The organism is Martinezella sp. CNPSo 3957 (assembly GCF_057784395.1).
In genome coordinates, this window is the sequence record NZ_JBXSOU010000017.1 from 1 (window position 1) to 25326 (window position 25326).

The 25326-nt window shown below is 60.6% G+C and carries 25 protein-coding genes; 12 read left to right on the forward strand and 13 right to left on the reverse strand.

Translation table 11 applies throughout. From position 1 onward, the window contains the following. From AC13QE_RS27550 to AC13QE_RS27565, 4 genes are all read right to left on the reverse strand, one after another. Window positions 1-1056: ABC transporter ATP-binding protein (locus tag AC13QE_RS27550; RefSeq protein WP_488486104.1), on the reverse strand; the 1056-nt coding region annotated here is incomplete at its 3' end. Between the two features lie 6 nt (window positions 1057-1062). Then, complete coding sequence (locus tag AC13QE_RS27555) at window positions 1063-1851, reverse strand: ABC transporter permease (protein WP_488486105.1); 789 nt, start codon at window positions 1849-1851, stop codon at window positions 1063-1065. A 2-nt stretch (window positions 1852-1853) separates the two neighbouring features. Beyond that, window positions 1854-2678 (reverse strand): ABC transporter permease, encoded by an 825-nt coding sequence (locus tag AC13QE_RS27560; protein ID WP_488486106.1) that lies wholly within the window; start codon window positions 2676-2678, stop codon window positions 1854-1856. A 46-nt stretch (window positions 2679-2724) separates the two neighbouring features. Beyond that, complete coding sequence (locus AC13QE_RS27565) at window positions 2725-3762, reverse strand: ABC transporter substrate-binding protein (protein ID WP_488486107.1); 1038 nt, start codon at window positions 3760-3762, stop codon at window positions 2725-2727. Window positions 3763-4022: 260 nt separating this feature from the next. Here AC13QE_RS27565 and AC13QE_RS27570 point away from each other — a divergent pair, with 260 nt between their 5' ends. The 6 genes from AC13QE_RS27570 (at window position 4023) to AC13QE_RS27595 (ending at window position 9335) form a co-directional block, all read left to right on the forward strand. After that, window positions 4023-5909 carry an adenine deaminase gene (locus tag AC13QE_RS27570; RefSeq protein WP_488486108.1) on the forward strand — a complete coding sequence of 629 codons (1887 nt, stop codon included), beginning with the start codon at window positions 4023-4025 and terminating at the stop codon, window positions 5907-5909. A gap of 217 nt (window positions 5910-6126) precedes the next feature. Next, window positions 6127-6966: a sugar phosphate isomerase/epimerase family protein gene (locus tag AC13QE_RS27575; protein ID WP_132721018.1), complete on the forward strand. Its 840-nt coding sequence runs from the start codon at window positions 6127-6129 to the stop codon at window positions 6964-6966. Between the two features lie 186 nt (window positions 6967-7152). Then, on the forward strand, window positions 7153-7308 hold the full coding sequence (locus AC13QE_RS27580) for a hypothetical protein (RefSeq protein WP_488486109.1): 156 nt from the start codon (window positions 7153-7155) through the stop codon (window positions 7306-7308). After that, window positions 7298-8086, forward strand: a complete 789-nt coding sequence (locus AC13QE_RS27585; protein ID WP_488486110.1) for an EAL domain-containing protein — start codon at window positions 7298-7300, stop codon at window positions 8084-8086. The genes AC13QE_RS27580 and AC13QE_RS27585 overlap by 11 nt, the downstream gene beginning before the upstream one ends. A gap of 46 nt (window positions 8087-8132) precedes the next feature. Then, window positions 8133-8699, forward strand: coding sequence for a helix-turn-helix domain-containing protein (locus tag AC13QE_RS27590; RefSeq protein ID WP_488486111.1), 567 nt, complete (start codon window positions 8133-8135; stop codon window positions 8697-8699). 192 nt (window positions 8700-8891) lie between these two features. Next, window positions 8892-9335, forward strand: a complete 444-nt coding sequence (locus AC13QE_RS27595) for a Ros/MucR family transcriptional regulator (protein WP_132721021.1) — start codon at window positions 8892-8894, stop codon at window positions 9333-9335. Window positions 9336-9475: 140 nt separating this feature from the next. Here AC13QE_RS27595 and AC13QE_RS27600 read toward each other — a convergent pair whose 3' ends face one another. After that, the gene (locus AC13QE_RS27600; RefSeq protein ID WP_488486112.1) at window positions 9476-11083 is read right to left on the reverse strand and encodes an inorganic phosphate transporter; all 1608 of its coding nucleotides are present in this window, start codon (window positions 11081-11083) and stop codon (window positions 9476-9478) included. A 239-nt stretch (window positions 11084-11322) separates the two neighbouring features. Between AC13QE_RS27600 and AC13QE_RS27605 the strand changes: the two genes are divergently transcribed. Further along, the gene (locus tag AC13QE_RS27605) at window positions 11323-11631 is read left to right on the forward strand and encodes a GCG_CRPN prefix-to-repeats domain-containing protein (RefSeq protein ID WP_015338331.1); all 309 of its coding nucleotides are present in this window, start codon (window positions 11323-11325) and stop codon (window positions 11629-11631) included. A gap of 67 nt (window positions 11632-11698) precedes the next feature. On the opposite strand, the gene AC13QE_RS27610 is transcribed toward AC13QE_RS27605, so the two are convergent. The 3 genes from AC13QE_RS27610 to AC13QE_RS27620 are packed head-to-tail and all read right to left on the reverse strand — an operon-like array spanning window position 11699 to window position 13316. Further along, window positions 11699-12319 (reverse strand): hypothetical protein, encoded by a 621-nt coding sequence (locus AC13QE_RS27610; RefSeq protein ID WP_488486113.1) that lies wholly within the window; start codon window positions 12317-12319, stop codon window positions 11699-11701. 34 nt (window positions 12320-12353) lie between these two features. Next, window positions 12354-13094 carry a CbtA family protein gene (locus AC13QE_RS27615; protein WP_488486114.1) on the reverse strand — a complete coding sequence of 247 codons (741 nt, stop codon included), beginning with the start codon at window positions 13092-13094 and terminating at the stop codon, window positions 12354-12356. Window positions 13095-13106: 12 nt separating this feature from the next. Next, complete coding sequence (locus AC13QE_RS27620; protein WP_015338334.1) at window positions 13107-13316, reverse strand: CbtB domain-containing protein; 210 nt, start codon at window positions 13314-13316, stop codon at window positions 13107-13109. 243 nt (window positions 13317-13559) lie between these two features. On the opposite strand from AC13QE_RS27620, the gene AC13QE_RS27625 reads away from it, so the two are divergent. Then, window positions 13560-14126 carry a histidine phosphatase family protein gene (locus AC13QE_RS27625; RefSeq protein ID WP_488486115.1) on the forward strand — a complete coding sequence of 189 codons (567 nt, stop codon included), beginning with the start codon at window positions 13560-13562 and terminating at the stop codon, window positions 14124-14126. Between the two features lie 98 nt (window positions 14127-14224). Here the strand turns inward: AC13QE_RS27625 and AC13QE_RS27630 are convergent, their stop codons facing one another. The 5 genes from AC13QE_RS27630 to cyoA form a co-directional block, all read right to left on the reverse strand. After that, the gene (locus tag AC13QE_RS27630) at window positions 14225-14989 is read right to left on the reverse strand and encodes an SURF1 family protein (protein ID WP_488486116.1); all 765 of its coding nucleotides are present in this window, start codon (window positions 14987-14989) and stop codon (window positions 14225-14227) included. Between the two features lie 186 nt (window positions 14990-15175). Further along, a complete protein-coding gene (cyoD, locus tag AC13QE_RS27635; RefSeq protein ID WP_112338512.1) occupies window positions 15176-15580 on the reverse strand; it encodes a cytochrome o ubiquinol oxidase subunit IV in 405 nt (134 codons plus the stop codon). Next, entirely contained in the window at window positions 15577-16206 is a 630-nt protein-coding gene (cyoC, locus tag AC13QE_RS27640) for a cytochrome o ubiquinol oxidase subunit III (protein WP_132721027.1), read from the reverse strand. Before cyoC ends, cyoD begins: the two co-directional genes overlap by 4 nt. Before the next feature lie 4 nt (window positions 16207-16210). Continuing rightward, entirely contained in the window at window positions 16211-18214 is a 2004-nt protein-coding gene (cyoB, locus tag AC13QE_RS27645) for a cytochrome o ubiquinol oxidase subunit I (protein ID WP_075856461.1), read from the reverse strand. 47 nt (window positions 18215-18261) lie between these two features. After that, entirely contained in the window at window positions 18262-19380 is a 1119-nt protein-coding gene (gene cyoA / locus AC13QE_RS27650; RefSeq protein WP_488486117.1) for a ubiquinol oxidase subunit II, read from the reverse strand. Window positions 19381-19772: 392 nt separating this feature from the next. On the opposite strand from cyoA, the gene AC13QE_RS27655 reads away from it, so the two are divergent. From AC13QE_RS27655 to AC13QE_RS27670, 4 genes are all read left to right on the forward strand, one after another. After that, entirely contained in the window at window positions 19773-21110 is a 1338-nt protein-coding gene (locus AC13QE_RS27655; RefSeq protein WP_488486118.1) for an MFS transporter, read from the forward strand. A 307-nt stretch (window positions 21111-21417) separates the two neighbouring features. Continuing rightward, the gene (locus AC13QE_RS27660) at window positions 21418-22434 is read left to right on the forward strand and encodes an iron ABC transporter substrate-binding protein (protein ID WP_015338342.1); all 1017 of its coding nucleotides are present in this window, start codon (window positions 21418-21420) and stop codon (window positions 22432-22434) included. Window positions 22435-22644: 210 nt separating this feature from the next. Continuing rightward, window positions 22645-24198 (forward strand): ABC transporter permease, encoded by a 1554-nt coding sequence (locus AC13QE_RS27665; RefSeq protein ID WP_488486188.1) that lies wholly within the window; start codon window positions 22645-22647, stop codon window positions 24196-24198. Beyond that, the gene (locus AC13QE_RS27670) at window positions 24195-25250 is read left to right on the forward strand and encodes an ABC transporter ATP-binding protein (RefSeq protein ID WP_488486119.1); all 1056 of its coding nucleotides are present in this window, start codon (window positions 24195-24197) and stop codon (window positions 25248-25250) included. Before AC13QE_RS27665 ends, AC13QE_RS27670 begins: the two co-directional genes overlap by 4 nt. Window positions 25251-25326 lie beyond the last annotated feature (76 nt).

Here is a 25326-nt window from a genome sequence, read left to right on the forward strand (position 1 = left end):
CCCTTCGGGTTCCAGAATGCAGCATTGCTCCGGCACCGGCACGAGCACCGCGCTGCTTCCAGCCGTCATCGGCTCCGATAAGGGGCCATTGGCGACGATGGCGCCGGCCGCCGTCTCACATTGATATTGATAGGCGCGGCCGAGATAAGTGCGTGTTCCCAGAACCGCCGCCAGGCCGTTGCCTTCGCGCCGAACCGAAAGCCCGTCCGCACGGCAGCCGAGAATAAAACTGTCCGGAATCGGCCCGAAATCATCCTGCGACAGAATGATCCTTGCGCCGCCTGTAACCTCGGCTGTGACGGAGGCACCCTGGCGCTCGACGACCCTCAACGGCAGCAGGTTTTCGAAGCCGACGAAGCGGGCCACAAAACTGTTGGCGGGCTTGCGGTAAAGTGTCTCGGGCGTATCGAGTTGCATGATGCGGCCGGCATTCATGATGGCGACGCGATCGGAGATCGAGAAGGCTTCCTCCTGATCATGCGTCACGTAGAGCGAGGTTGTGCCGTTGGCGCGCTGCAGCTGGCGGATCTCCACGCGCATGTCGATCCTGAGCTTCGCATCGAGATTGGAAAGCGGCTCGTCGAACATCAGGAGCGGCGGCTCGATGACGAGGGCGCGGGCGAGCGCGACACGCTGCTTTTGGCCACCTGAGAGGGCGCCGGGCAGGCGGTCGCCGAGGCCGGAAAGACCGACACGTTCCAGCATGGAGGCTGCCTTTTGCCTGCGCTCTTGTGTCGGCATGCGGCGCTGCTTGAGGCCGAAGGCTACGTTATCGAGCACCGTCAGATGCGGAAAGAGCGCATAGTTCTGGAATACCAGGCCGATATCCCTGGCATGCGCCGGCAGCGTCGTCAGATCGCGGCCGCCGAGCTTGATCGTGCCGCTCGTCGGCTTGAGGAAACCGGCGACCAGCCGCAAGGTCGTCGTCTTGCCGCAGCCGCTCGAGCCGAGCAGCGAGACCAGTTCGCCGGCCGCAACGGAAAGCGAAAGATCCTGCAGGACGGCGGTCTTGCCGTAATGCGCGCTGATGGAGTTGATAGAAAGCGATACGGTCACGGGCGGCTACTTTGTCAGGAAGGTGAGGCCCAGGGTGGCTTCGACGATCGCCATCACGGCGACGGTCACGAGCATCAACAGCACGGAGACCGAGGCGATGGTTGGGTCGAAGAACTGCTCCATATGGGCAAGGATCTGGATCGGAAGGGTGGAGATGCCTGGGCCGGTCAGGAAGACCGAAACGGAGACATCGTTGATGGAGGTGATAAAGGCGAGGATGAAGGCGGCGATGACGCCGGCGCGGATGTTCGGCAGCACCACGGTCAGGAAGGTCTTCAGGGGTGGGCAGCCGAGGCTAATGGCGGCCTCCTCGATCGAGAAATCGAAACTCGCGAGGCTGGCGCTGACGACGCGCACCGAATAGGGCAGCACCAGCAGTGCATGGCCGATCAGGAGGCTCGGAAAGATCGGCAGACCGAGCCCGATCGTGATCGATTTCATCAGCGAAAAGCCGAAGACGATTTCCGGAACGAGGATCGGCAGCACGAAGAGGGTTGAAAGCCAGCGCGGCAGTTCGACCCTGTAGCGGCTGATGGCGTAGGCCGCTGGAATGCCGATCAGCAGCGAAAGTGCCGTTCCGAGGAAAGCGAGCTCCAGGCTGGTGATTGCCGTCGTGCGGAAGGCTTGGATCTGAACGATGTTTGAGAACCAGTGCAGCGTCAGGCCCTGCGGCGGAAAGGTGAGATAGGTCGTGTCGCTGAAGGCGGCGCCGATGATGATGACGAGCGGCGCCAGCAGGAACAGGAAGACAAGGGCCGTGAAAGCGATGAGCGTGGGGTGGACGGACTTTGTCATGATCACACCGCCATCGGGTTCAGCCATCGTGCGAGACGACTCATGATTGCGACAATACCGATCGTGACCACTACCATGATGGCGGCGATCGTCGAGGCGCCGACCCAGTCGAAGGTGACCATGGCGCGCTGATAGAGGAAGGTGCCCATCATCATCTGCTTTTCGCCGCCGAGCAGCTGCGGCGTGGCATAGGAGGTGAAACTGCCGGTGAAGACAAGCACCGCGCCGACGATGAGGCCGGGTGTTGCCAGCGGCAGGATGACCTGGCGAAAGGTCGCGGCCGGCGTCGCGCCAAGGGACGTCGCCGCCTGAATGAGATCCTGCGGTATGCCTTCGAGCACGCCGACAAGGGTCAGGATCATCAAGGGCACGAAGAGATAGACCATCGCGACGATGACCGAGCCCTCGGTATAGAGCATCGATAACGGTTCGCTGATGACGCCGGCCGACATCAGGATGGTGTTGAGAATGCCGTTCTTGCCAAGAATGATCAGCCAGGCAAAGGAGCGCACGACAACGCCGGTCAACAGCGGAAAGACGGCGGCGATGATCATCACGCTCTTGGCGCGGCCCGGCATCTGCGCGATCGCATAGGCGGCGATGAAGCCGATGAACAGTGAGATCGCCGTCGTAATGAGAGCGATCTCGATTGTCCTGAAGAGCACGGTTCGGCGAAAACCGCTGGAGAAGAAAGCGACATAGGGGGAAAACACCCCCTTGGGTTCGCCGAAGGTCGCCGCGATCGTAATGACAACGGGAACGAGCAGGAAGAGCGCTACGGCGAGGATCGCCGGCGTCGCCAAACCCCATTTCATCAAATGCTTCATCAACTAAATTCCGTGAGAACGCCGCGAGAGTGTGCGGCATGCTCTGTTACATGCCGAAGATCTCGTTCCAGCGGTCGACCCAGTCCGATTGCGCTTCGATCAGCTTCTGATAGTCGATCCGGCTGAGCTTGGCGATCATCTCGGCGCCATAGGTCCAGAGCTTGGCCTTTTCCGGCGGCAGCGCCACCTTGGTCGAGACCGGGGCATCGACGCCCTGTTCGGCTTCCGCCTGCTGAACATCCTTCGACAGGACAAAATTGATGAACTGGTGCGCAAGCTCGACATTTTCCGAGCCCTTTGGAATATTGACCGTGTTGAGGACGGCGATATCGCCCTCTTTCAGGTTAGCCCAGGCCATCGTCGGGACGGCCGTGCGCAGGGATGACAGAACGAAGTCCTGCGTTATCGCCACCTTGGCCTCGCCTGTCGAGATCAGGTTCACCAGCTCGGAGCCGGTATTGTAATTCTTGACGACATTCGGCTTCAGCGCCTCGATGGCCTCAAACGCCTTTCCGGCATCGGCATAGGGATCGGCGCCTGCATGCTTGCCGGCTTGGAGCACCGTCAGCGGCCCACCTGTCGTGGTGATGCCGGGAAGCGAAATTGCGCCCTTCAGGTCGTCGCGCCACAGATCGTTCCAGGAGGTGATCGGCGGGTTCACCTTCGCCGTATCGTAGACGATGCCAATGCGGCCGATCGTGTAGGCGGGTCCGTAATTGCCCTGCGGCGCTTTGGCGATATCGTAGAGATCGGCAAGGTTCGGGATCTTGCTGCGGTCGACTTCCTGGAAGAGGCCTTGCTGGATGCCAAGCTGCGAATAGCTGTCCGTGAGATAGATGACGTCGACGCCCTTGCCGCCGCGCAGCTTCAGCTTGTTCAAGCGATCGGCATTATTGCCGGTTTCGAAAACGACGTCGCAGCCGCAGATCTTCTTGAAGGGCTCGATGATGTTGGCCTGCATCTTCTCGCCATTATAGCCCCACCAGGAAATGGTCAGCGTTTTTGCCTGGGCGAAGGCCGGCATGGCTGTTGCCGCGGCAAGGAAAGCAAATCCCGCGACGCGGGCAAGGGTGAGGCCTTTCATTCTCGAAATCCTTTTGGTGAGTGAAATCGGGCATATGTTTCAAGCTTCTAGGATACTATTTTTCGAGCACCGGCTTTACAAGCCCAACAAATGGGCAGGGCGGTGGTTTTTGCCTTTCATAAGATGAATATTCTTTGTCGTCGCGCACAATGCTGGCTTATGAAGTGCCTGAGATCATTAGGCTTCCTTGATCCGATTCGGTCGGCTTTACAGGCTCGTGCGTCATCTTTACCCTCGGCGGATCGATTTCACTGGCAGGCATGCGTCTCATGACATCCCCGAAAACAAAGCTTCCCGACGATTTGCTGATCAATGCGGCGGACGAAGTCCTCATTCGTCAGGATCTGACGCTGACCGCGCTCGGCCGCCGTCCGGCAGATCGGCTGCTGCGCGTCGGCAGGCTTTTGGATGTGCATAGCCGCACTTGGCTGGACGACCAGGAAATCGTCATCAAGGGCCGGCGCATCGCCTATGTCGGCCCGGCCGGCAGTTATCAGGGCGAGGTGAGCGAGCGCGTGCACGAGCCGCATCTCGCAGCGGTTCCCGGTTTCGGCGAGGCGCACAAGCATATCGAAAGCTCGCATCTGACTCCCGAATGGGAAGCGGCTCTGGTCATGCCGCATGGCGTCACCTGGACCTGTGAAGCAAGCCACGAATTCTCCAACGTCAATGGCGCCCGCAATCTGGAATTCTGGCTCGAGGCCCGCCGCCGCGGCTCGCCGATGAAGATATTTCCCCTGCCGGGATCGGCCGTACCGCCGACCGCTTACGAATGGGGCGGCGGTCATTTCGGCTATGACGAGCAGAAGTCGTTTCTCAATGAGAGCCTGATGGTGGCCGGCCTTGACGAGGTCATGGACTGGCCCTCGGTCAGCAATCCGGAGAATCCGGCTTACGATCGTCTCTGGGGCATGATCCGCGCGACGTTCGAGCAGCGCGGCGTGGTCGAAGGTCACGGCGCAGGCCTGCGTGATCTTGCGTCTATCAATGCCTTTGCCGGCGCAGGCCTCGCCTCCGATCACGAGGGATGGTTCCTCGACGAGATCTGGGAAAAGCTGACGCATGGCCTGTTCATCGAACTCAGACCGCATTCCCTACCCGAGGTCATCAAGGGCCTGATCGAGAAGGGATTGTCCGACTGGTCGCAGATCGCCTTCGTCACCGATGATCGCAGCGCCAGCGATACGCTGAAGATCGGTGCCACGGATTATAATGTCCGCCTGGCAATCGAGAATGGACTGGCGCCGGAAATCGCCATTCAATGCGTGACGATCAATCCCGCCCGCCATATGCGGCTGACACCATGGGTTGGCTCGATTGCACCGGGCCGCTTTGCCGATATCGTGCTGCTGGACGATGTGAAGACGCTGTCGATCGCCAAGGTCTGGGCAGATGGCAGGTCGGCATCCGAAGGCAAAGCCTTCGTCGGTGTTCGGCCCGAGATCGACTGGCCGGAATGGGCAACGCAGACTGTCCGCATCGATCGGACCGTGACGGCGGAAGATTTTCGCATAGCCGCCCCGTCGGCGTCTGACACGGCCAAGGCTGCACTGCTGCGGCCGTTCCACTGGGCCGATGATTTCGTCACCATGGATCTGCCGGTCCGCGATGGTGCCGTTCAGCGCGACCACGAACGCAATGTCACGAAATTCGCGATCGTCGATCGCTTTTCCGGGCAAGCCAAGGTCGCGCGCATGTTCTGGCTGGGCACGGGGCCGCGCACGCCGGATACCGCGCTCGGTGCCACGCTCGGTCACGATAAGCACAATATCTGGGTCGTCGGCTCCGCCGACGAAGCCATGGCGATGGTCGCCAATGCCCTTGAGGAGCAGCAGGGCGGCTGGGTGCTGGTCTCGGGCGGCAAGGTCGTCGCTCGCGTCCGTTATGAAGTCGGCGGCCTGATGACCGCACGCTCGGCTGAGGAGCTGGATGCGGAGATGCAGGCGCTGTATAAGGCCGGGGCCGAGATCGACTGGATGTATGAGCCGACCTTTTCGCCGCGCTGGTGGCCCGGCTTTCCTGAGCGTCTCTCCTTCGCGACGCTTACCTGCGCGCCTTGGCGCTGGGTGCTGGTCGCTCCCTCCGAAAGGGCGCCGGAAGGTTTCGTCAATGTCGCGACCGGCGAAACTCACCCGATCGTCTGGTAAGGATATCCGCGCAGCTTACGTCGAATATCCGCCCTTGCTCCATGGTAGGTCGATAAAGCCGCCTCTGGGGTAGAGCTGCGATCTACGCTTGACGGCGGAAGTCAGCTTCTTAATTATCCATCTGGTTACTTATGTCGGGCGGCAAGCTGTGGAGGCTGGACGTGCTCATTGGCACGTTGAGCGGCGGTAGCTGGCAAACAGGGCGGAGGAGCCTCTGATGGTGGCACTTGATAGGGACGTTCCGCGAATAACATCGGCATTTTCTACTCTGGGATGTGCGGAATTGGAACTGGTCGACGTCCTCGAACTGGCAGGGAACCACGGCATCGATGCGATAGAAATCCGAGCCCTTGGAGGTACCGTCGATCTCGTCACCTATTTCACCGAAAGATTCGGCTCTCCGGCGGGTCTGACCAAAGTGCTGGAAAGCTCTGCGGTAGGCGTCTGCGCTTTCAATACTTCGCTGCGTCTGGTCGGTGCGACAGCGCAGGCAAAGGAAGAGTTCCTGCGCTACCTTCCTTGGGCGGAGGCCGCCGGTGTTCGTTCGCTCAGGGTCTTCGACGGCGGGGAAACTGCCGATGAGGGCGAGCTGGCCGAGGCTCTGGCCACGCTGCAATGGTGGCGTGAGACCGCGGTGCGCGAAGGCTTTCGGGCCGACATGGTCATCGAAACCCATGATTTCCTTGCATTGCCGGACGCTATCCCGCGCTTCCTTGAAATAGCCCCAGATTGCGCGCTGATATGGGATACACATCATACTTGGCGCAAGGGCGGGCAGGATCCCGTCGAAACCTGGAAACAGGTTTGTCGCAATACGCACCATCTCCATGTCAAGGACAGCGTTTCCCGGCCGGGGCCTAGGCTGCCCTACAGTTACGTACAGCCCGGCACCGGCGAGTTCCCGATGGCGGCGCTGCGTTCGGTGCTCGACGCCGATGACTATAGCGGTATCGTGAGCCTCGAATGGGAAAGATTGTGGCACCAGGATTTGCCGCCTTTAGGTTTGGCTTTGCAGTCTGCGCAGCGAAGTGGCTGGTGGTCCCGCCCCAAATGGTGAATAATTATTGAAGAGCATTAATATTTTAATTTAGTTGAAAGGAAGAGTGCCGCACGGAGATTGACTTTTGCAGCGATCGTTAATTAGTCTATTAGCAATTATTAAATAACTATCTCGTACGCATATCCTCGCCGGTTGACTACGGTCTTCGGCGCAATATTTCCAGCTCGATGAAGGGAAGCCTCAATGATTGAGGTCGAGGGTGTCTGGAAGATGGAAGAGGCAAATTATAGCTATCTGAAGTCCCATGTTTGGGCGCGATATGCGCCGCGCTCGGTTGCTGCTTCCGGCTTCCCGATGCTTTGCCGCTTCGCCCCGAAAGGGAGGCCCGATGAACGGTAACGCAAGTCGCGAGGAAGAGGGGCACGGAGCCCTGATCTTGAAGGCGATTGCCGAAGGCGGGCTGGGTTTTGCTGCGCAGTGGATTCATGATGCCGCAAATCCCGGCAAGGTGTTCTATGCCGAAAGCCTGGCGCGCGTAACGGACTCGGACGGAACCGTGCATACGGCCGGCACCTTCGTTTCGCTCCTCGAGCGCCAGGATCGCTGGTTCGACCTCGACCTGCGTATTCTGGATATGGTGCTGTCCGACCTGGCGGCGGATGAGACGCTGGTTCTCGGTTTCAATCTCTCCGCCACCAGCCTGTCGCATTCGGATCGGTTCGCCGATGTGTTCGGCCGAATCAGCCGCCGTCCGGAGCTTGCCTCGCGGCTCATCATCGAGGTCACCGAGAGCTATCCCGTCGTCGGCGCGTCCATCGAACGCATGAAGATGATCCGTGCCCTTGGCTGTCGTATCGCGATCGATGATTTCGGATCTGGCTTTGCCACGCCGGAATCGCTGCTGCAGGTGCCGGCAGATATCGTCAAGATCGATGCAGCCTTTGTCTGGGATAACAGGCCTGGTCGCGACGGAAGCAATAGCCTCTCCCACATCGTCGGTTTTGCGTCCTGTTTTGCTCCTTTTGTCGTCGTCGAGGGGATTGAAACCGGCGCTCAGCTCAATGCCGCGCAGGAGGCGGGCGCAACGCATGTCCAGGGTTTCCTGCTTTCGAAGCCGGTTTCCCTGGCGCGGCTTCGACGTCATAAGCGCAAAGCTGTCTTGCGGGGGGTGGCATGAACAGTTGCGCACCGGAGCCTGTCGTTCTCGTTCTGCAGGTGATGCCATGATGCAGCGACTGGCTTTCACATCGGCCTATCAGATATCGGCGGCGCGTGCGGCGAGCGAACTCAAGACGAAGACATTGCTGCGCGCCCTGGTCAGCCGGCTTCGCATCGTCTTCTCCGGAAGCTGCGGTGAGCTGTCAGCCACTTTCGTCGGCGGAGCGGGCCCGCATGTCCTCATTTGCGATCAGACCGCCGAGGCGGTGGCCCGCGTCACCATCGATGCGGAGACGGGCCTCTATGTCTTGTGTGAACTGGGCGGTCATGCGGATGATGTCGTCATAGTGACCGCAGGTGAAAATCGATTGCTCGAGGAGATTGCTCTCCATCTTGGCGATGGCCAATCACTGCATGAACCCGTGGATGCCGCCGTCAAAACACTGGTCGGCCAGACGATGGAGGATGTCGAGCGCAAGCTCATTCTCCAGACTCTGCAGCATTGCGGCGGAGATCCCACTCACACGGCGTTCATGCTTGGCATGCCGCTCGTCACCCTTTGTAACAAGCTGGCGGTCTACTTCGCGGACCCTGCCGGCGAACTGCCGCAGTCTGCTGCGGATACGAGATAGGAGTCGAAAGCTACCGGCTGTAATTGCGCACGCATTTGATGCGGACGCATGGAACCCCGGTTATCGAACCGGGACAGCGCCCCGAAACAGGGCGCAAATCGAAACGGTGCGATGTCCGTCTGCGGATATCGTGCATGATGTAATTCGAGCGGGGCGGCGCACGAGGAACCAAATGAGATCCGGGAAAAGATCATGGATTCTTTCGAGACAAAAACCCCCGCTCCGCCGAAGCCTTCCTTATTCGATGGCTGTGTGAAGATCGTTTCGGCCTATGTCAGTCACAATGCCGTTCCCATCCACAGCCTTCCCAGGCTGATCAAGGATATCCATGAGGTGCTGCTGACATTGGATGGCTCGGCTACCACCGTCGATCGCGCCAATCTGGTGCCGGCCGTGGATTTGAAGAAATCGGTGACGAACGACTACATCGTCTGCCTCGAAGACGGCAAACGCTTCAAGACGCTGAAGCGTCATTTGCGCGTGCATTATGGCATGACGCCCGAGGAATACAGGCAGAAGTGGGGGCTTGCTCCCAACTACCCGATGGTGGCGCAGAATTATGCCAATCGTCGTTCGGAGCTTGCCAAGATTTCCGGCCTCGGTGCGAACGGCAACAAGAGGGAAACCGTCGACTGAGCAATTTCGGAACAGGCGTTTCGCACGCGCTTGACCGGCGCCGCTTGTGCGCTCCGTGAGAATTCGTCCGCACAATGCTGCAAACAAAATGGCGCCCCCGTCAGGGCGCCATCGTCTTCGGGAATAGTCTCCACTGTCGATCAGAAGACCTGGCGCAGCACGATGAACAGCACGAAGGCCAGCGTGATCGAAGCCGGAAGCGTCAGGATCCAGGCCATCAGCATGTTGCGCACTGTCGACCACTGCAGGCCGGAACCGTTTGCCGCCATGGTGCCGGCGACGCCGGAGGACAGGACGTGCGTGGTCGATACCGGCAGGCCGAGATGGTCGGCAGCACCGATGGTCAGCATGGCGACGACTTCGGCGGCAGCACCCTGGCCGTAGGTCAGGTGCGTCTTGCCGATCTTCTCGCCGACGGTCACGACGATGCGTTTCCAGCCGACCATGGTGCCAAGGCCGAGCGCCAGCGCCACGGCAACCTTTACCCAGAGCGGGATGAACTTGGTCGCGTGATCGACGGCGGCGTGATAGTTGGTCACGGCCTTCAGGTCCTCGGCGCTCATCGGCAGCAGCTTCTGCTTGTCGATCAGCTTCAGCGATTCACCGATCAGATAGATATCGTTACGGACGTTGCCGACGAGCCCGTTCGGCAGCTTCTCGACGCTTGGATAGGCCGCGATCTCCGCGCTCGTGGCATGAATATATGCTTGGAGAGCCGGCGTCGTCACGTCCGTCCAGGTCTTGGTCTTTACGGCGCTGCTGACAGTGGCCTTCGGATCGGCCGGTGCGGCGACGCCCGGCTTCACATATTTGCCGAGTACCGTCTCGACCTGCGTCGAGGCAGTTTTGTAAGCTTCGAGATAGTTGACGTCGGGCGTCTTGTTCAGCGCGAAGGCAGTCGGTACGAGGCCGATGAGGATGAGCATGATCAGACCCATGCCCTTCTGGCCGTCATTCGAACCATGGGCGAAGCTGACGCCGGTGCAGGTGAAGATCAGCAGGCCGCGGATCCAGAGCGGAGGCGGCGTGTTGCCCTTCGGCGCTTCATAAAGCTCCTTATTGCGGATCAGCACCTTGGCGACCAGCAGCAATATTGCAGCTGCGGCAAAGCCGATGATCGGCGACAAGAGCAGCGACATGCCGACGCTGCTTGCCTGCGACCAGTCGACACCGCTGGTGGCAGAGCCGGCGGGTGCCAGGAACTGGTTGGCGAGGCCGACGCCGATGATCGAGCCGACAAGTGTATGTGAGCTCGAGGCCGGCAGGCCAAGATACCAGGTGCCGAGATTCCAGATGATGGCGGCGGTCAACAGGGCGAAGACCATCGCGAGACCGGAGCCGGAGCCGACCTGCAGGATGAGCTCGACCGGCAGCAGCGCCAGGATGCCGAAGGCGACGGCGCCCGATGAGGTCAGAACGCCGAGGAAGTTGAAGAAGCCAGACCAGATGACGGCGAACTCCGCCGGCAGCGAGCGCGTGTAGATGACGGTGGCAACGGCGTTGGCGGTATCGTGAAAACCGTTGACGAATTCGAAGCCGAGCGCGATCAGCAGCGCCAGCCCGAGCAATATCCACGGAACTGCGGCGGCCTCTGCAAGGTCGCTGCCGAGAGCGTAGGCGACATAGACGAGGCCGGCCAGGACGACGATGCCGAAGAGCGGCAGAAACCATTTTGCCGAGCTGCCTGCGCCATGAATCGGATGGTCGGCATTGCCGCCTTCCGCATTGTTTGAAACGAGGTCGACCATCCCGAACTCCCTTATTGCAATGGATATTGCCGGTGTAAGCCTCGTTCATGAAACTCTCGTGACGCGGGAACAGGCTGCGGCGAACTGCAAATGCGGGCAGTGCCTAGCCCGTTCGACTGCCGGCAGGTTCTCGGGCTGATCTTGATTTGCCTCCAAAAGGCCATTTTCGGTTCAGCCGGCGTTCATACCTTCGGGGGTTAAATCCCCCATGTAAGGGACTTGGATAGAGGGCCATTAATATGAGATCGTCCGTGATTGCCATTGCTGCCTTGTTCGGCAGCCTGGTTGTATCTTCGGCAGAGGCAATGCCTATCCCGGCCGTTGGGTCAACGGCCTCCGTGCCGATTGTGAAAGTTGACTATGCCTGCGGTCGTGGCTGGCACCTGACGCGCTGGGGCGAATGCCGCCCCAATCGCTGGGGTCCGCCGCCCCGGCGCTGGGGTTACTACAGGCCGCCACCGCCGCCGCCATGGGGCTGGCACGGCCATCGCCATCATCGCGATGGCTGGGGCGACGGCCGCTGGCGCGATCGCCCGCACTACTGGTAAGATCAGAAGCACCGCCGCATCTTGCGGCGGTGTTTTGTTAAGGGCAGTTCCGATAAAAATGCGGTTCTTAAGGCTGAGCTTGCAGCCGCAACGCGCGCGCTCCGAGCCAGAGGCCTGCAAGAACGAGCAGGCTGGCCGATAAGATCGCAGCAAGGCTTTTCGCATGGAGTGCGATGTCGGCAAGGTTTGGCCGGATGAGATCGGCCGTATTGAAGCTCTCGCCGCTGAATTTACACAGGATGAGCGAGAGGCTGTTGCGCACGAGCGCGGCGTCGATATCGGAGACGAGATCGTCGACCGATGCCTTCTCCACTTTCATGACGCGCATCTGCAGCAGCACCGCCTTCGCTGCGGCGAGGTAGGCGTGGGAGCATTCGTTGAACGGGCTCTCCTCGTCGCTGACGTTGCCCGGCATCAGGCCCCATAGGCAATAAGCACGCTGTATCTGCGCGAAGTTCAAGAGACGGCGGAGGGTTTCGTCGGTATCCGATACGCTATCGGCAATCGAGATGATTCGCCCGTAATAAGGAGCGATCACTGCCATCTCGCCATGGGTAAGACTCGGAATCGGGATGCCAGCCTGGCTACCGGAGGAACTGCCATGCGCCGCAACCGAAGCCGGGCAGCCCGACAGCATGAGAAAGATTGCAAGCAGGATGGCACCTGGATGTTGGCGTAACCCGCGCATGTTGCCATGCGCGGGATGCGATCTACTTATCACGCTAGGCCCGGCGCAGGCTGGCATTGCGGTAGCGTGTCTGGGGCAGTTGGCGTTCTGCCCAGGCTCCAAAGGCAAGGCCGAGCGTCGTCCAGAGGATGGCGTGCATGCCGAGCGAGGTGATGCGGAAGCGCCAAAGCACGACGGCCGAGAATTGCTCGGGCACTTCGTTGATCGAGGGAAGCAGATATTGTATCAGCGCGATGAAGACGATGTAGCCGATGCCGGCAATGATCGTACCGTTCCAGGAACCATAACGCGCCGCCAGCCTGCGTCCGAATCCCACCGCGACAATCATGCCGACGATGGAGGCAACGATCATGATGAAGAACAGCTCAGTTCTCGCGCTGATCGTCTCGGGATTGCCGACGGCCGGCGGGTTTGCCGGATATTTGATGTCGGGCACGAGCGAAATCGTCACGAAAGCGGCGAGCGCGAGCAGTGCCGCCGTGCCGCGCGCACCCAGGGGGCTGATGCGGCCGTAGACGAACGAGAAGACCAGTGCGAACAATCCGCCTATTGCGGTCGAAAAGATCACGCTGCCCGTGAAAAGGCCGATGCCCGCCTGCGTGGCGCGGCTGACGATTTCCGGCTCCAGCGCTTCGCCGGCCGCCTGCGCGGCCTTTTCCTCAAAGCCGATAGCCCAGTCGACCAGCGGCTCGCCGAAGATGTGGGCGAATGCAAAAACGAAAATACCGGCAAGGGCCCCAACGATCATGCCGCGGAGCAAAAGACGTCCAACCATGTGCTTGACCCCTTAGTGGCAGGGGAAGCCGAGAAGGTGACGGGCATCATGCACGAATTCGTGCACATACATGCCCGAGATGAGCGAGGTCGCTCCTTCTTCTGCGCCGATGAAATAGATCGCGAGCAGCATCAGCAGGCCGGCGAAAATGGCCCAGGGCAGGATTTGGCCGAGTGGGATCGGCTGCGGAACTGCGGATGGGGCGAAAGTGGTGTCGGACATTGTATTTCCCTCGTTAAGAAAAGCGCGTTCCATTTGCGGAAGGGTTCTTGCGGGAAGGGTCTGGCTCTCGAGGGCGAAGTTTCCGTCATCGATTACAGTGGCGCGACCGCGCCGGGATTCCACCGGCTTCCACACCCGCAAGTGCAAGTTTATAGCTATCTGCAAATATGATTGTCAATCAAGCGCCACAGCGATGTGAAATCGCGACAAGAGCGCGCCAGGGGATGGAAATAGAGGAGTTTCATGAAAACGCGTTTGAGCTGGATTTGTCATGGGGCGACGCGAGCCCATCGGAACGGCTGCTTTCCGGATGACGAACCCTTGGAGGCTAAGGCGGCTCAGCAGGCTCAATCCTTGTCCTTCGGGCTCGGGGCAATCGACCGGGTCTGGGCGAGCCCGGCTTTGCGTGCCCGCCAGACCGCCGCCGTCCTCGGCCTCGATGCTATCCCGGACGTCGCCCTGCGCGAATGCGATTATGGCGATTGGCGCGGGAAATCCCTTGCCGAACTGCATGAAAGGGACGCGGAGTCCCTCACGCTCTGGATGACGGATACCTCGGTCGCCCCGCATGGCGGCGAAGCCCTGTCCTCGGTCATGAAGCGTGTCGGCGAATGGATGGGCAATCACATCGACGATACCGGTCACATCGTTGTCATCACCCATGCGAGCGTCATTCGTGCTGCTGTTCTGCAGGCCCTGCAGTCGCCGCCCGCAGCATTCTGGGCTGTCGATGTCGAGCCGTTCGGGATTGTCGAGATGACGAGCGACGGCCGACGCTGGCAGCTTCGTTTCCCGAAAATGACAATATAGAGCGGCGCCGGGAAGTGTATGGAGGAGTATGGTGCCCGGAACTGCGCGAAAACGCAGGGCAGAGCGCTTACTCTTCTGCAGCGGAAATGCTCCGGTGCTCAGTGAGCCGCTTTTGCCCGCTGCCTCTCGAAATAGACGAGATAGACGGCCAGCCCCAATGTCATGGCAGCCAGTCCATACCAGGTGATGGCATAGACGAGATGGCTGTTGTGGAAGGTAATCTGCGTTAGCCCGCCCACGGGCAATTCACCGGGATTTTTCGCATCGTCCGCATCGATGAAATAGGGCGCCACGTTCTGCAGCCCACGGGCCTCGGCAATGGCTGCCACGTCGCGTGAATACCAGCGCTCCTCCGCCGGCACGTTCGAACGCAGCAGCGTGCCTTTGGGCTCGCTGATCCTGAGCAGGCCGGTCACCGTAGTCTCCCCGGAAAGCTCGCCTTCGGCACGCGTCGTCGGATTGCGCTTCTCTGTGGGAACGAAGCCGCGGTTGACGATGATGATGGTGCCGTCTGCAAGTTTCAGCGGTGTCAGCACCCAGTAGCCCGCGCCGAGCGCAGTCGAGGCATAGACCTGTGCTTGCCTGTCGTTGAGGAAAGTGCCGCTTGCCTGGACATGCTTGTATTCGGAGTTTTCGGCCGTGATATCGGCCCATTGCGCCGGGCCGGGTGCCTGAACCGCCGGCGCATGCACGCGCGCATCGACCCTGGCGATCAGATCCAGCTTCCAGTACAGCCGCTTCACCTGCCAGGTGCCGAGGCCGGTGAGGAGGGCGGTCAGGAGCAAAAGCAGCGATACCCAGATGATAAGGTTAAGCGTCGAGCGCGGCTTGCCCTGAGATGTGCTCGAGGAAATGTCGGTCATGGCGCAGGTCTCCGGGGACGCGCTGACGCATGATTTCGGGCGGTTCGATACTCTTCGCTGAAGATCATGCGCGGTCGGGAAGATTTGGCTGCGGCTTCCGGCATTTCAAGCATGCACTGCGCAGCATCCGGCGGATTTCGCGCCGGGAGAGAGGGCGGGCCTTCGCTCGAAGGCCCGCCCTCGAATTTACGGCATGTTGCGCATCATCTCGGGCGACATGGGCATCATGTTCGCGTTGAGGTGATGCATGACCCAGAGCGAGCCGGACAGCGCGATGATGACGATCACGATCGTAAAGATCAGCGCCATCATGTTCCAGCCGCCTTCCGAGCGGGTGTTCATGTGCAGGAAGTAGATCATGTGCACGACGATCTGAATCGCGCCGAGGATCATGACGATCGCTCCGGTGACGGCCGGATCGGAGATGACCTTGCCCATGACCAGCCAGAAGGGAATGGCGGTCAGGATGACGGAGAGGATGAACCCCGTCATGTAGCTCTTGAAGGTGCCGTGTGATGCCTCGTGGCCGCCATGATGATCGTGGCCGTGGGCGTCCCCGGAATGATGCGAATGGTTTGCGTTCGAGCTCATCCGAGAACTCCCATGAGATAGACGAGGGAAAACACGCCGATCCAGACGACGTCGAGGAAGTGCCAGAACATTGAGAGGCACATCAGGCGGCGCTTGTTTTCCGGGATCAGTCCGTAGCGGCCGACCTGCACCATCAGCGTGATCAGCCAGACGATACCGGTGGTGACGTGCAGACCGTGCGTGCCGACCAGCGTGAAGAAGGCCGACAGGAAGGCGCTGCGCTGCGGGCCGGCACCGTCGAGGATCAGGTGATAGAACTCATAGAGTTCGAAGAAGATGAAGAGAGCACCGAAGATACCGGTGATCGTCAGCCATATCAGCGTGCCCGACTTGTTGTCCTTCTCCATCGCCAGCATGGCGAAGCCATAGGTGATGGAGGAGAAGAGCAGCATCGCCGTGTTGAGGGCGACGAGCGGCAGCTCGAAGAGGTCGGCCGGCGACGGGCCGGCCGCATAGCTGTGGCCGAGTACCGCGAAGGTGGCGAAGAGGACTGCGAAGATCAGGCAGTCGCTCATGATGTAGATCCAGAAGCCCAGCATGGTGCTGCCTTCCGGATGATGCTCCTCCTTCAGATAGAAGGCGGGTGTTTCGCCGTCCATGGGAGCTTGTGCAGAGTGGGTCGTCATAGTCTTACACCTGTCCTGCGAGCTGCTTCGTACGCTCGTTCTCGGTCTTGACGACCTCGTCGGCGGGAATGTGGTAGTCGCGCTTGTAGTTGAAGGTATGGCCGATCGTGATGACGATCATCGCGACGAAGGTGATGGCGGCGAGCCACCACATGTACCAGATCATCCCGAATGCAAAGCCGATGGAGAGCACGCCGAGGATGATGCCGGTGCCGGTGTTCTTCGGCATGTGGATCGGAATGAAGCCTTCGGTCGGCCGAACGTAGCCACGGTTCTTCATGTCCCACCACGCATCGTGATCGTAGACGATCGGCGTGAAGGCGAAGTTGTAGGCCGGTGGCGGCGACGAGGTGGACCATTCCAGCGTGCGGCCGCCCCAGGGGTCGCCGGTGTGATCGCGAAGCTCTTCGCGCTTCATGAAGCTGACGGCGAGCTGGATCAGGAAGCAGGCGATGCCGATGGCGATGAGGCCGGCGCCGAAGGCGGCGATGATGAACCAGATCTGAAGCGACGGATCGTCGAACTGGCTGACGCGACGGGTGACGCCCATCAGGCCGAGGATATAGAGCGGCATGAAGGCGAACCAGAAGCCGATCTGCCAGAACCAGAAGCTCATCTTGCCCCAGAAGGGGTCGAGCTTGAAGCCGAAGGCCTTCGGGAACCAGTAGTTGACGCCCGCGAACATGCCGAACAGAACGCCGCCGATGATCACGTTATGGAAGTGGGCGATCAGGAACAGCGAGTTGTGCAGCACGAAGTCGGCCGGCGGAACCGCGAGCATGACGCCGGTCATGCCACCGATGGTGAAGGTCACCATGAAACCGACGGTCCACAGCATCGGCGGCTCGTAGCGGATGCGGCCGTGATACATCGTGAACAGCCAGTTGAAGAGCTTCGCACCCGTCGGGATCGAGATGATCATCGTCGTGATGCCGAAGAAGGAGTTGACGCTGGCGCCCGAGCCCATCGTGAAGAAGTGGTGCAGCCAGACGAGGTAGGAGAGGATCATGATCACGCACGTGGCGTAAACCATCGAGGCGTAGCCGAAGAGGCGCTTGCCGCAGAAGGTGGCGACGACTTCCGAGAAGACGCCGAAGGCCGGCAGGATCAGGATGTAGACTTCAGGGTGACCCCAGATCCAGATGAGGTTGACATACATCATCGGATTGCCGCCGAGGTCGTTCGTGAAGAAGTTCGTGCCGGCATAACGGTCGAGGGTCAGCAGAGCGAGCGTGGCGGTCAGGATCGGGAAGGATGCAACGATCAGGATGTTGGTGCAGAGCGAGGTCCAGGTGAAGACTGGCATCTTCATGAAGGTCATGCCCGGCGCGCGCATCTTGACGATGGTGGCGATCAGGTTGATGCCCGAAAGCGTCGTTCCGATACCCGCGACCTGCAGGCCCCAGATGTAATAGTCGACGCCGACGTCGGGACTATAGGCGATGCCGGAAAGCGGCGGATAGGCCAGCCAGCCGGTCTTGGCGAATTCGCCGATGAAGAGCGAGATCATGATCACGATCGCGCCCGCCGTCGTCATCCAAAACGAGAAGTTGTTCAGGAACGGGAAGGACACGTCGCGGGCGCCGATCTGCAGCGGCACGACGAGGTTCATCAGACCGGTGACGAAGGGCATCGCCACGAAGAAGATCATGATGACGCCGTGGGCGGTGAAGATCTGGTCGTAGTGATGCGGCGGCAGATAGCCCTCGGATCCGTTGAAGGCGATTGCCTGCTGCAGACGCATCAGCAGCGCGTCGGAAAAACCGCGCAGCAGCATGATCAGCGCCAGCACGACATACATGATGCCGATCTTCTTGTGATCGATGCTGGTGAACCATTCCTTCCAGAGATAGCCCCAGAGGCGGAAATAGGTCAGCAGGCCGAGGAGCGCGATACCACCGATGGCGACGCCGAGGAAGGTCACGACGAGGATCGGCTCGTGATACGGAATGGAGTCGAGCGTCAGCCGACCGAAGATGAATTTGTAGAGGTCCGGGTTGGAAAACATGGATTGCCTCTGTCCCTTATGAATATCTTGTTATTGAGCGCACCGGATCAATGACCCTGATGCTGCGCCGAACCGGTCGACGAATCGGAAGAAGAGCCGTTGCCCATATCCATGCCCGGCATGGAGTTGTCGCCATGCTGCATGGTGTGGCCGGCGCCGCCGTCTGCCTTGACCGGGGTGACCTCGGCCGAGGCGCCGTCGCGGTTGTCATAGATCAGGCGCTCGCGGTTTTCGTGGCTTTCCTTGCCGCCGCCGCCCGTGGCGTCGATATGCATCATCTCGCTCATGCACATCTTGCTCGGATCGGCGCACATGTTGAGGATGGCGTTGTAGAGCCCGTCGTCGACGGCATTGAAGTAGCGTACCGGCTCGCGTTCGCTGGGCTTGGCAAGCGCCAGATATTCCGGGCGGCCGAGCGCTGTGCCCTGGCTCTTTGCCTTCTGGACCCATTGATCGAAACCGGCCTGATCCAAACCGTGGAACTTGAAGCGCATGTTCGAGAAGCCGGCGCCGCTATAGTTTGCCGACAGGCCCTGGAATTCGCCGGGATGGTTGATGACGGCGTGAAGCTTCGTCTCCATGCCCGGCATGGCGTAGATCTGGCCTGCCAGCGCCGGGATGAAGAAGGAGTTCATGACGGCCGAGGCCGTGATCTTGAAATTGATCGGACGGTCGACCGGAGCTGCCATCTCGTTGACGGTGGCGATGCCGTATTCCGGATAGAAGAAGAGCCATTTCCAGTCGAGCGCGACCACTTCGACCGTCAGCGGCTTCACGTCGGCGCTGAGCGGCTTGTCGGCGGCAATGCGGTCGAGCGGCCGATAGGGGTCGAGCTGATGCGTGCTGATCCAGGTCACTGCGCCGAGCGCGATGATGATCGCAAGCGGAGCGGACCAGATGACCAGCTCCAGACGTGTCGAATGATGCCAATCCGGCTCGTAGGTCGCTTGCGTGTTCGACTGGCGGTATCTCCAGGCGAAGAACAGCGTCAGGAAGATCACCGGAATGATGATGATCAGCATCAGCACGACCGAAATGATGATGAGGTCTCGCTGCTGCATGGCGATATCGCCGGAAGGATCCATCACCACCAGATTGCAGCCCGACAGCAGCAAAAACAGTGGGATGACAGACAAACGGCTGAAAATCTTCGATAGTCTTAGCACGTCTTAAAGCTCTTTTTGTTTCGACCCTACCGCGACTAAAGGACGGCGGTCATGAACGATATGAGGTGTTTCGTCGCACCGCAGCAAGATAGAGTGCATTGCGGTATGGAATGCTGTCCCACGTATCGGGAAAACCCTCAGAAATCCAGAAGGTTTTCTATTGAGCAATTCGCTTTTGCCGGCGCTAATATACCCGGATCGGAACAAATGGCTATCACCGGCGGTTGTTCTTCGTCCGGAACGCGGCGCCAAAGGCAGATAATGGCTCGACTGATTGCTAATTTGCGAATTATTTCATGCTGGATACTTGATATGTTCGCACGTTTGATCGACATTTTCATTACGCGCGAGTTCGTGGAGGAATTCGTGCTCGGAGAGGGAGGCTCCCGCGCATGGTCAGCGTAACGCATGAATCACTGAACCCCACATCTTCAACTCTGGAGAGCGATGCCCGCAGCATGCATGCGGGCGGCTCGGTCGCCCCCGGCAACATCGCCATCGGCGTGATCATTGGTCGCACGTCCGAATTCTTCGATTTCTTCGTCTATGCCATTGCATCCGTACTGGTCTTCCCGAAGCTGATCTTCCCCTTCGCAGACCCGCTGCATGGCACGATGCTTTCCTTCCTGGTCTTCGCGCTTGCTTTCATCGCCCGTCCGATCGGCTCGTTCATATTCATGGCGATCGATCGCACCTATGGCCGTGGCGTCAAGCTGACGATCGCCCTGTTTTTGCTCGGCGGGTCCACGGCATCCATGAGCTTCCTGCCCGGCTATTCCGAAGTCGGCGTCTACGCGATCATCCTGCTCGCCATCTTCCGCATCGGGCAGGGGCTTGCACTGGGCGGTGCCTGGGATGGTCTTGCTTCGCTCCTCGCGCTCAATGCCCCGACGAACCATCGCGGCTGGTATGCGATGATCCCGCAGCTCGGTGCCCCGATTGGCTTCATGCTGGCAAGCGCTCTGTTTGCCTATTTCGTCACAAGCCTCACGACGGCGGACTTCCTGGATTGGGGCTGGCGCTATCCCTTCTTCTGCGCCTTCGCCGTCAACGTCGTCGCGCTCTTCGCTCGCCTGCGTCTGGTGGCGACAGAGGAATTCGGCACGCTCTTGGAGCGCCATGAGCTCGAGCCCGTGAAGATGACGGAGCTGCTGCGCGTGCATGGCCGCGACGTCCTGATCGGCGCCTTCGTGCCGCTGGCAAGCTTTGCGACCTTTCATCTGGTCACGGTTTTCCCGCTGGGCTGGGTTACGCTCTACAGCGAGCAGAGTTCGGGTTCGTTCCTGCTGGTGGAATTCCTCGGCGCGATCTGCGGCATTCTCGGCATCATCTGTTCCGGTATGCTCGCCGATCGGATCGGCCGCCGCAATCAGCTCGCAATCGGCGCGGTGTTGATCGCCTGCTTCGCTTTCGTGGCACCCTGGCTGCTGGATGGCGGCGCGACCGGCCGCCACATCTATGTGGTCCTCGGCTTCACGCTGCTCGGCCTCTCCTTCGGTCAGGCCGCCGGCGCGAGTGCCTCGCGCTTCAGCCAGAACTACCGCTACAGCGGCTCGGCCCTTGTGTCGGATCTGTCCTGGCTGATCGGTGCCGGCTTCGCGCCATTCGTGGCGCTTGCCCTCTCCAGCCAGTTCGGCCTCGTCTACACCAGTCTCTATCTGCTGTCGGGCGTCGTCTGCACGCTGGTCGCAATCTTCTTCAGTAAGACGCTGGAGACGCGAGACAACTGAGACGGATCTTCGAATTCAGCGAAAGGCCGCGGCATGCAGATGCCGCGGCCTTTCGTTTTTGCCCAATGCTTGAGCGATGAGGAGCGATCCGCCAGTACATTCCTGACCGGGGTTCGGCCGCAAGGCGAGCTTTTTTGTTCCGATCGTGCCTGTCAGGCTTCGCGACGGTCGAAGATGAAATCTTGACTCCCATTATCAAACTTTTGTGATAAGCAGGCACCACCGTAAACTTGAAAAAAACGGTCAGGAAAAATATAGGCTACCGCATCGCTGCCCGATGACGGTGGCTTCCAAGCGAGAGGACTTAATGACTTTTTCCTTTTCTCATCTCACCAGCGCGCTGGCGCTTGCCGCAGGTCTTGCCGTCGCTCCGATGATGGCGCATGCCGCCGAATCCGATGGCATCGTCGTCTACAATGCCCAGCATGAGACGCTGACGCAGGCATGGGCGGATGGCTTCACTAAGGAAACCGGCATCAAGGTCACGATCCGCAACGGCAGCGATATGCAGTTTGCCAACCAGATCGTCCAGGAAGGCGCTGCCTCTCCGGCAGACGTTTATCTGACGGAAAACTCGCCGGGCATGGCTCTGGTCGATGCCAACAAGCTCTTCGCTCCGGTCGATGCCGCGACACTCGCCCAGGTGCCGGAAACCTTCAAGGCAGCCGATGGCAACTGGGTCGGCGTCGCCGCCCGTTCCACCGTTTTCGCCTATGACAAGACCAAGCTGAAGGAAGCCGATCTGCCGAAATCGCTCCTCGATCTCGCCGATCCCAAGTGGAAGGGCCGTTGGGGTGCTTCGCCGGCCGGCGCCGATTTCCAGGCGATCGTCAGTGCGCTGCTTGAGCTGAAGGGCGAGGACGCAACCCGCGCCTGGCTGAAGGCGATGAAGGAAAATGCGAGCTTCTACAAGGGCAACAGCGTCGCGATGAAGGCCGTCAATGCCGGCGAGACCGAAGGCGCTGTCATCTATCACTATTACTGGTTCGGCGATCAGGCCAAGACCGGCGAAAACAGCAAGAATGTCTCGCTGCACTATTTCAAGAACCAGGATCCGGGTGCCTTCGTCAGCATTTCCGGCGGCGGCGTTCTGGCGTCCAGCCAGCACCAGAAGGAAGCACAGGCTTTCCTGAAGTGGATCACCGGCAAGGGCGGCCAGGCCGTCCTGCGCGATGGCAACTCGTTTGAATATGCCGTCGGCAATGGCGAGGCTTCCAATCCGAAGCTCGTGCCGCTCTCCGACCTCCAGGCTCCGAAAGTTGAACCTTCGAAGCTGAACAGCAAGAAGGTCACCGACCTGATGACAGAAGCGGGTCTCATCTAACGCAAAAGCCCGCGCGCGAGCACGTTTCGCGGGCCTTCGCGTGGGCTCGGCTCTTGCATCCCGTCCGCCTGCCCTGCTAGGGCATACGAATGGCCGCAGGGTCGATCGATCGGGCAACCGCCGTCAGCGGCGGTTGCCTTCCTATTTCAGGGCGTGAAAGGCAGCTCGGATTTGCTGCAGAAGAACACATATGCCGGCGAGGCCGCCGCCATGCGAATGCCCCCGTTGACGGCTGCTCCCCGTAGCCGCGTTCGGCACGCATCCGTCGTCGCCCTTGCATCCGTCGTCGCGCTTCTGAGCCTGGTGCCGCTCGGCTTCATCGTCTGGATCACGATCGACACTGGCTGGACAGAAGTCGTTGCTCTGATTTTCCGTAGCCGCGTCGGCGATCTGCTCGTCAATACCGTCCTGCTCGAAGTCTGCACCATTCCGCTTTCCATCCTGCTGGCAGTGACGCTCGCCTGGCTGACCGAACGCACCGATATCCCCGGCGCGCGTCTCTGGTCCTGGCTGGCGGCCGCACCGCTTGCCGTACCCGCCTTCGTGCACAGCTACGCCTGGGTCAGCCTCGTGCCGAGCATGCGCGGGCTCTGGAGCGGCGTGCTGGTATCGGTGCTTGCCTATTTTCCCTTTCTTTATCTACCGGTCGCGGCAGCGCTGCGCCGGCTCGATCCGGCGATCGAGGATGCCGCAGCCTCGCTCGGCCTCGGCCCCTGGCGGGTCTTCTTCCGGGCGATCCTGCCGCAGCTTCGCCTCGCCATCTGCGGCGGCTCGCTGCTGATCGGCCTGCATCTCCTGGCGGAATACGGTCTCTACGTGATGATCCGCTTCGACACCTTCTCGACCGCCATCGTCGACCAGTTCCAGTCCGCCTATAACAGTCCGGCCGCCAATATGCTCGGCGGCGTCCTCGTCTTCTGCTGCCTGCTGCTTCTCGGCATCGAGGTATTGGTGCGCGGCAACGAACGCTATGCCCGCATCGGCTCGGGTGCCGCCCGGCCGGCCGATCGGCGCCGTCTCGGCTGGTTCGTCGTTCCCGCGGTCGCGCTGCCCATCGTCACCGCCGCATTGACGCTCGGTGTTCCCTTCGTCACCCTGGCGCGCTGGCTTTATCTCGGCGGCGCAGGTGTCTGGCGGATCGACACGGTCGGCTCGGCCCTGCTGCAGACCATTCTTCTCGCGATCGCCGGCGGCCTCCTCGCCACCATCGCAGCGACCCCGATGGCATGGCTGTCGGTACGCGCGCCCGGCCGGCTGCAGCGCATTCTCGAAGCCTGCCATTATTATGTCGGCTCGCTGCCGGGCGTCGTCGTCGCCCTGGCCCTGGTGTCGATCACCGTCCGGCTTGTCCTGCCGCTCTATCAGACGTTCGCCACCCTTCTGCTCGCCTATGTGCTGCTGTTCCTGCCGCGCGCCATGGTCGGTCTACGTGCCAGCATCGCTCAGGCACCAGTCGAACTCGAGCGCGCCGCCATGGCGCTCGGCCGTACGCCGGCGCAGGCGGTGCGGCAGATCACCATGCGGCTTGCCGCTCCCGGCTTTGCCGCCAGCGTCGCGCTCGTCGCGCTCGGCATCACCAACGAGCTGACGGCGACGCTGATGCTCTCTCCAAACGGTACGGAAACGCTGGCGACGAAATTCTGGTCGCTGACCAGCGAGATCGACTATGTTTCCGCAGCGCCCTACGCCTTCATGATGGTCGTCCTGTCGCTGCCGCTCACCCTTCTTCTCTACACGCAATCAAAGCGAACGGCCGGACAATGACCTTTCTGGCGATCAAGAATATCAGCAAGCGCTATGGTCCCGTGCAGGCGCTCGACAATATCGACCTCACGATAGCTGCCGGCAGCCGCACGGCCATCGTCGGCCCCTCCGGCTCCGGCAAGACGACGCTGCTGCGGATCATCGCCGGCTTCGAAACTCCCGATGCCGGTCAGGTAGTGCTTCAGGGCGAAACACTGGCGGATGGAGAGGCCATCGTACCCGCGCATCGGCGCGGCATCGGCATTGTCTCTCAGGATGGCGCCCTGTTTCCGCATCTGAGCGTATCGGAGAATATCGGTTTCGGCATGGAGCGCGGCGCGCGCGACCGCGACCAGCGCATCAACGCCCTCATCGACATGGTCGAACTCGATCGCGATATGCTCGATCGCCGCCCGCATCAGCTCTCCGGCGGCCAGCAGCAGCGCGTGGCGCTTGCCCGCGCGCTCGGCCGCAAGCCGCGGCTGATGCTGCTCGACGAGCCTTTCTCCGCCCTCGATACCGGCTTGCGCGAAAACATGCGCAAGGCCGTCGCCCGCGTGCTGCAGATCGCCGGCATCACGGCGGTCCTTGTGACGCATGATCAGGCGGAGGCCCTGTCCTTCGCCGATCAGGTTGCTGTCCTGCGCGAGGGCAGGCTCATACAGGCCGGCACGCCGCAGGCGCTCTATCTCAATCCGAGGGATCGCGAGACGGCACTCTTCCTCGGCGATGCCATCATATTGGCGGCCGATCTCGATCAAGGTCTGGCCAAATGTGTCCTGGGGCAGATCCTGGTCGATGCCGGGAACCGGCAGGGTCGCACTGATATCATGTTGCGGCCGGAGCAATTGCGCCTCCGGGCGATCGATGAAGCCGGCGCGGGTGCTGCCTGCATCGGCAAGGTGACCGAAATCGAGTTCGGCGGCGCCGTCTGCGCTGTTACGGTCGTGCTGTCCAACGGCTCCGAGACACTGAATATCAAGAGTTCCGGCTTCGGCCTACCCGAGGTCGGCAGCATGGTTTCGGTGAGCGTCATCGGAAAGGCACATGTATTCGACAGGCTCGATAGCTGAGCGTTAATTCGAGTTGAAGCAGGCGACGCTTTGGGGAGGATAAAGCATGACGCGCAAAAGTGTGCAGCGGTTTTGC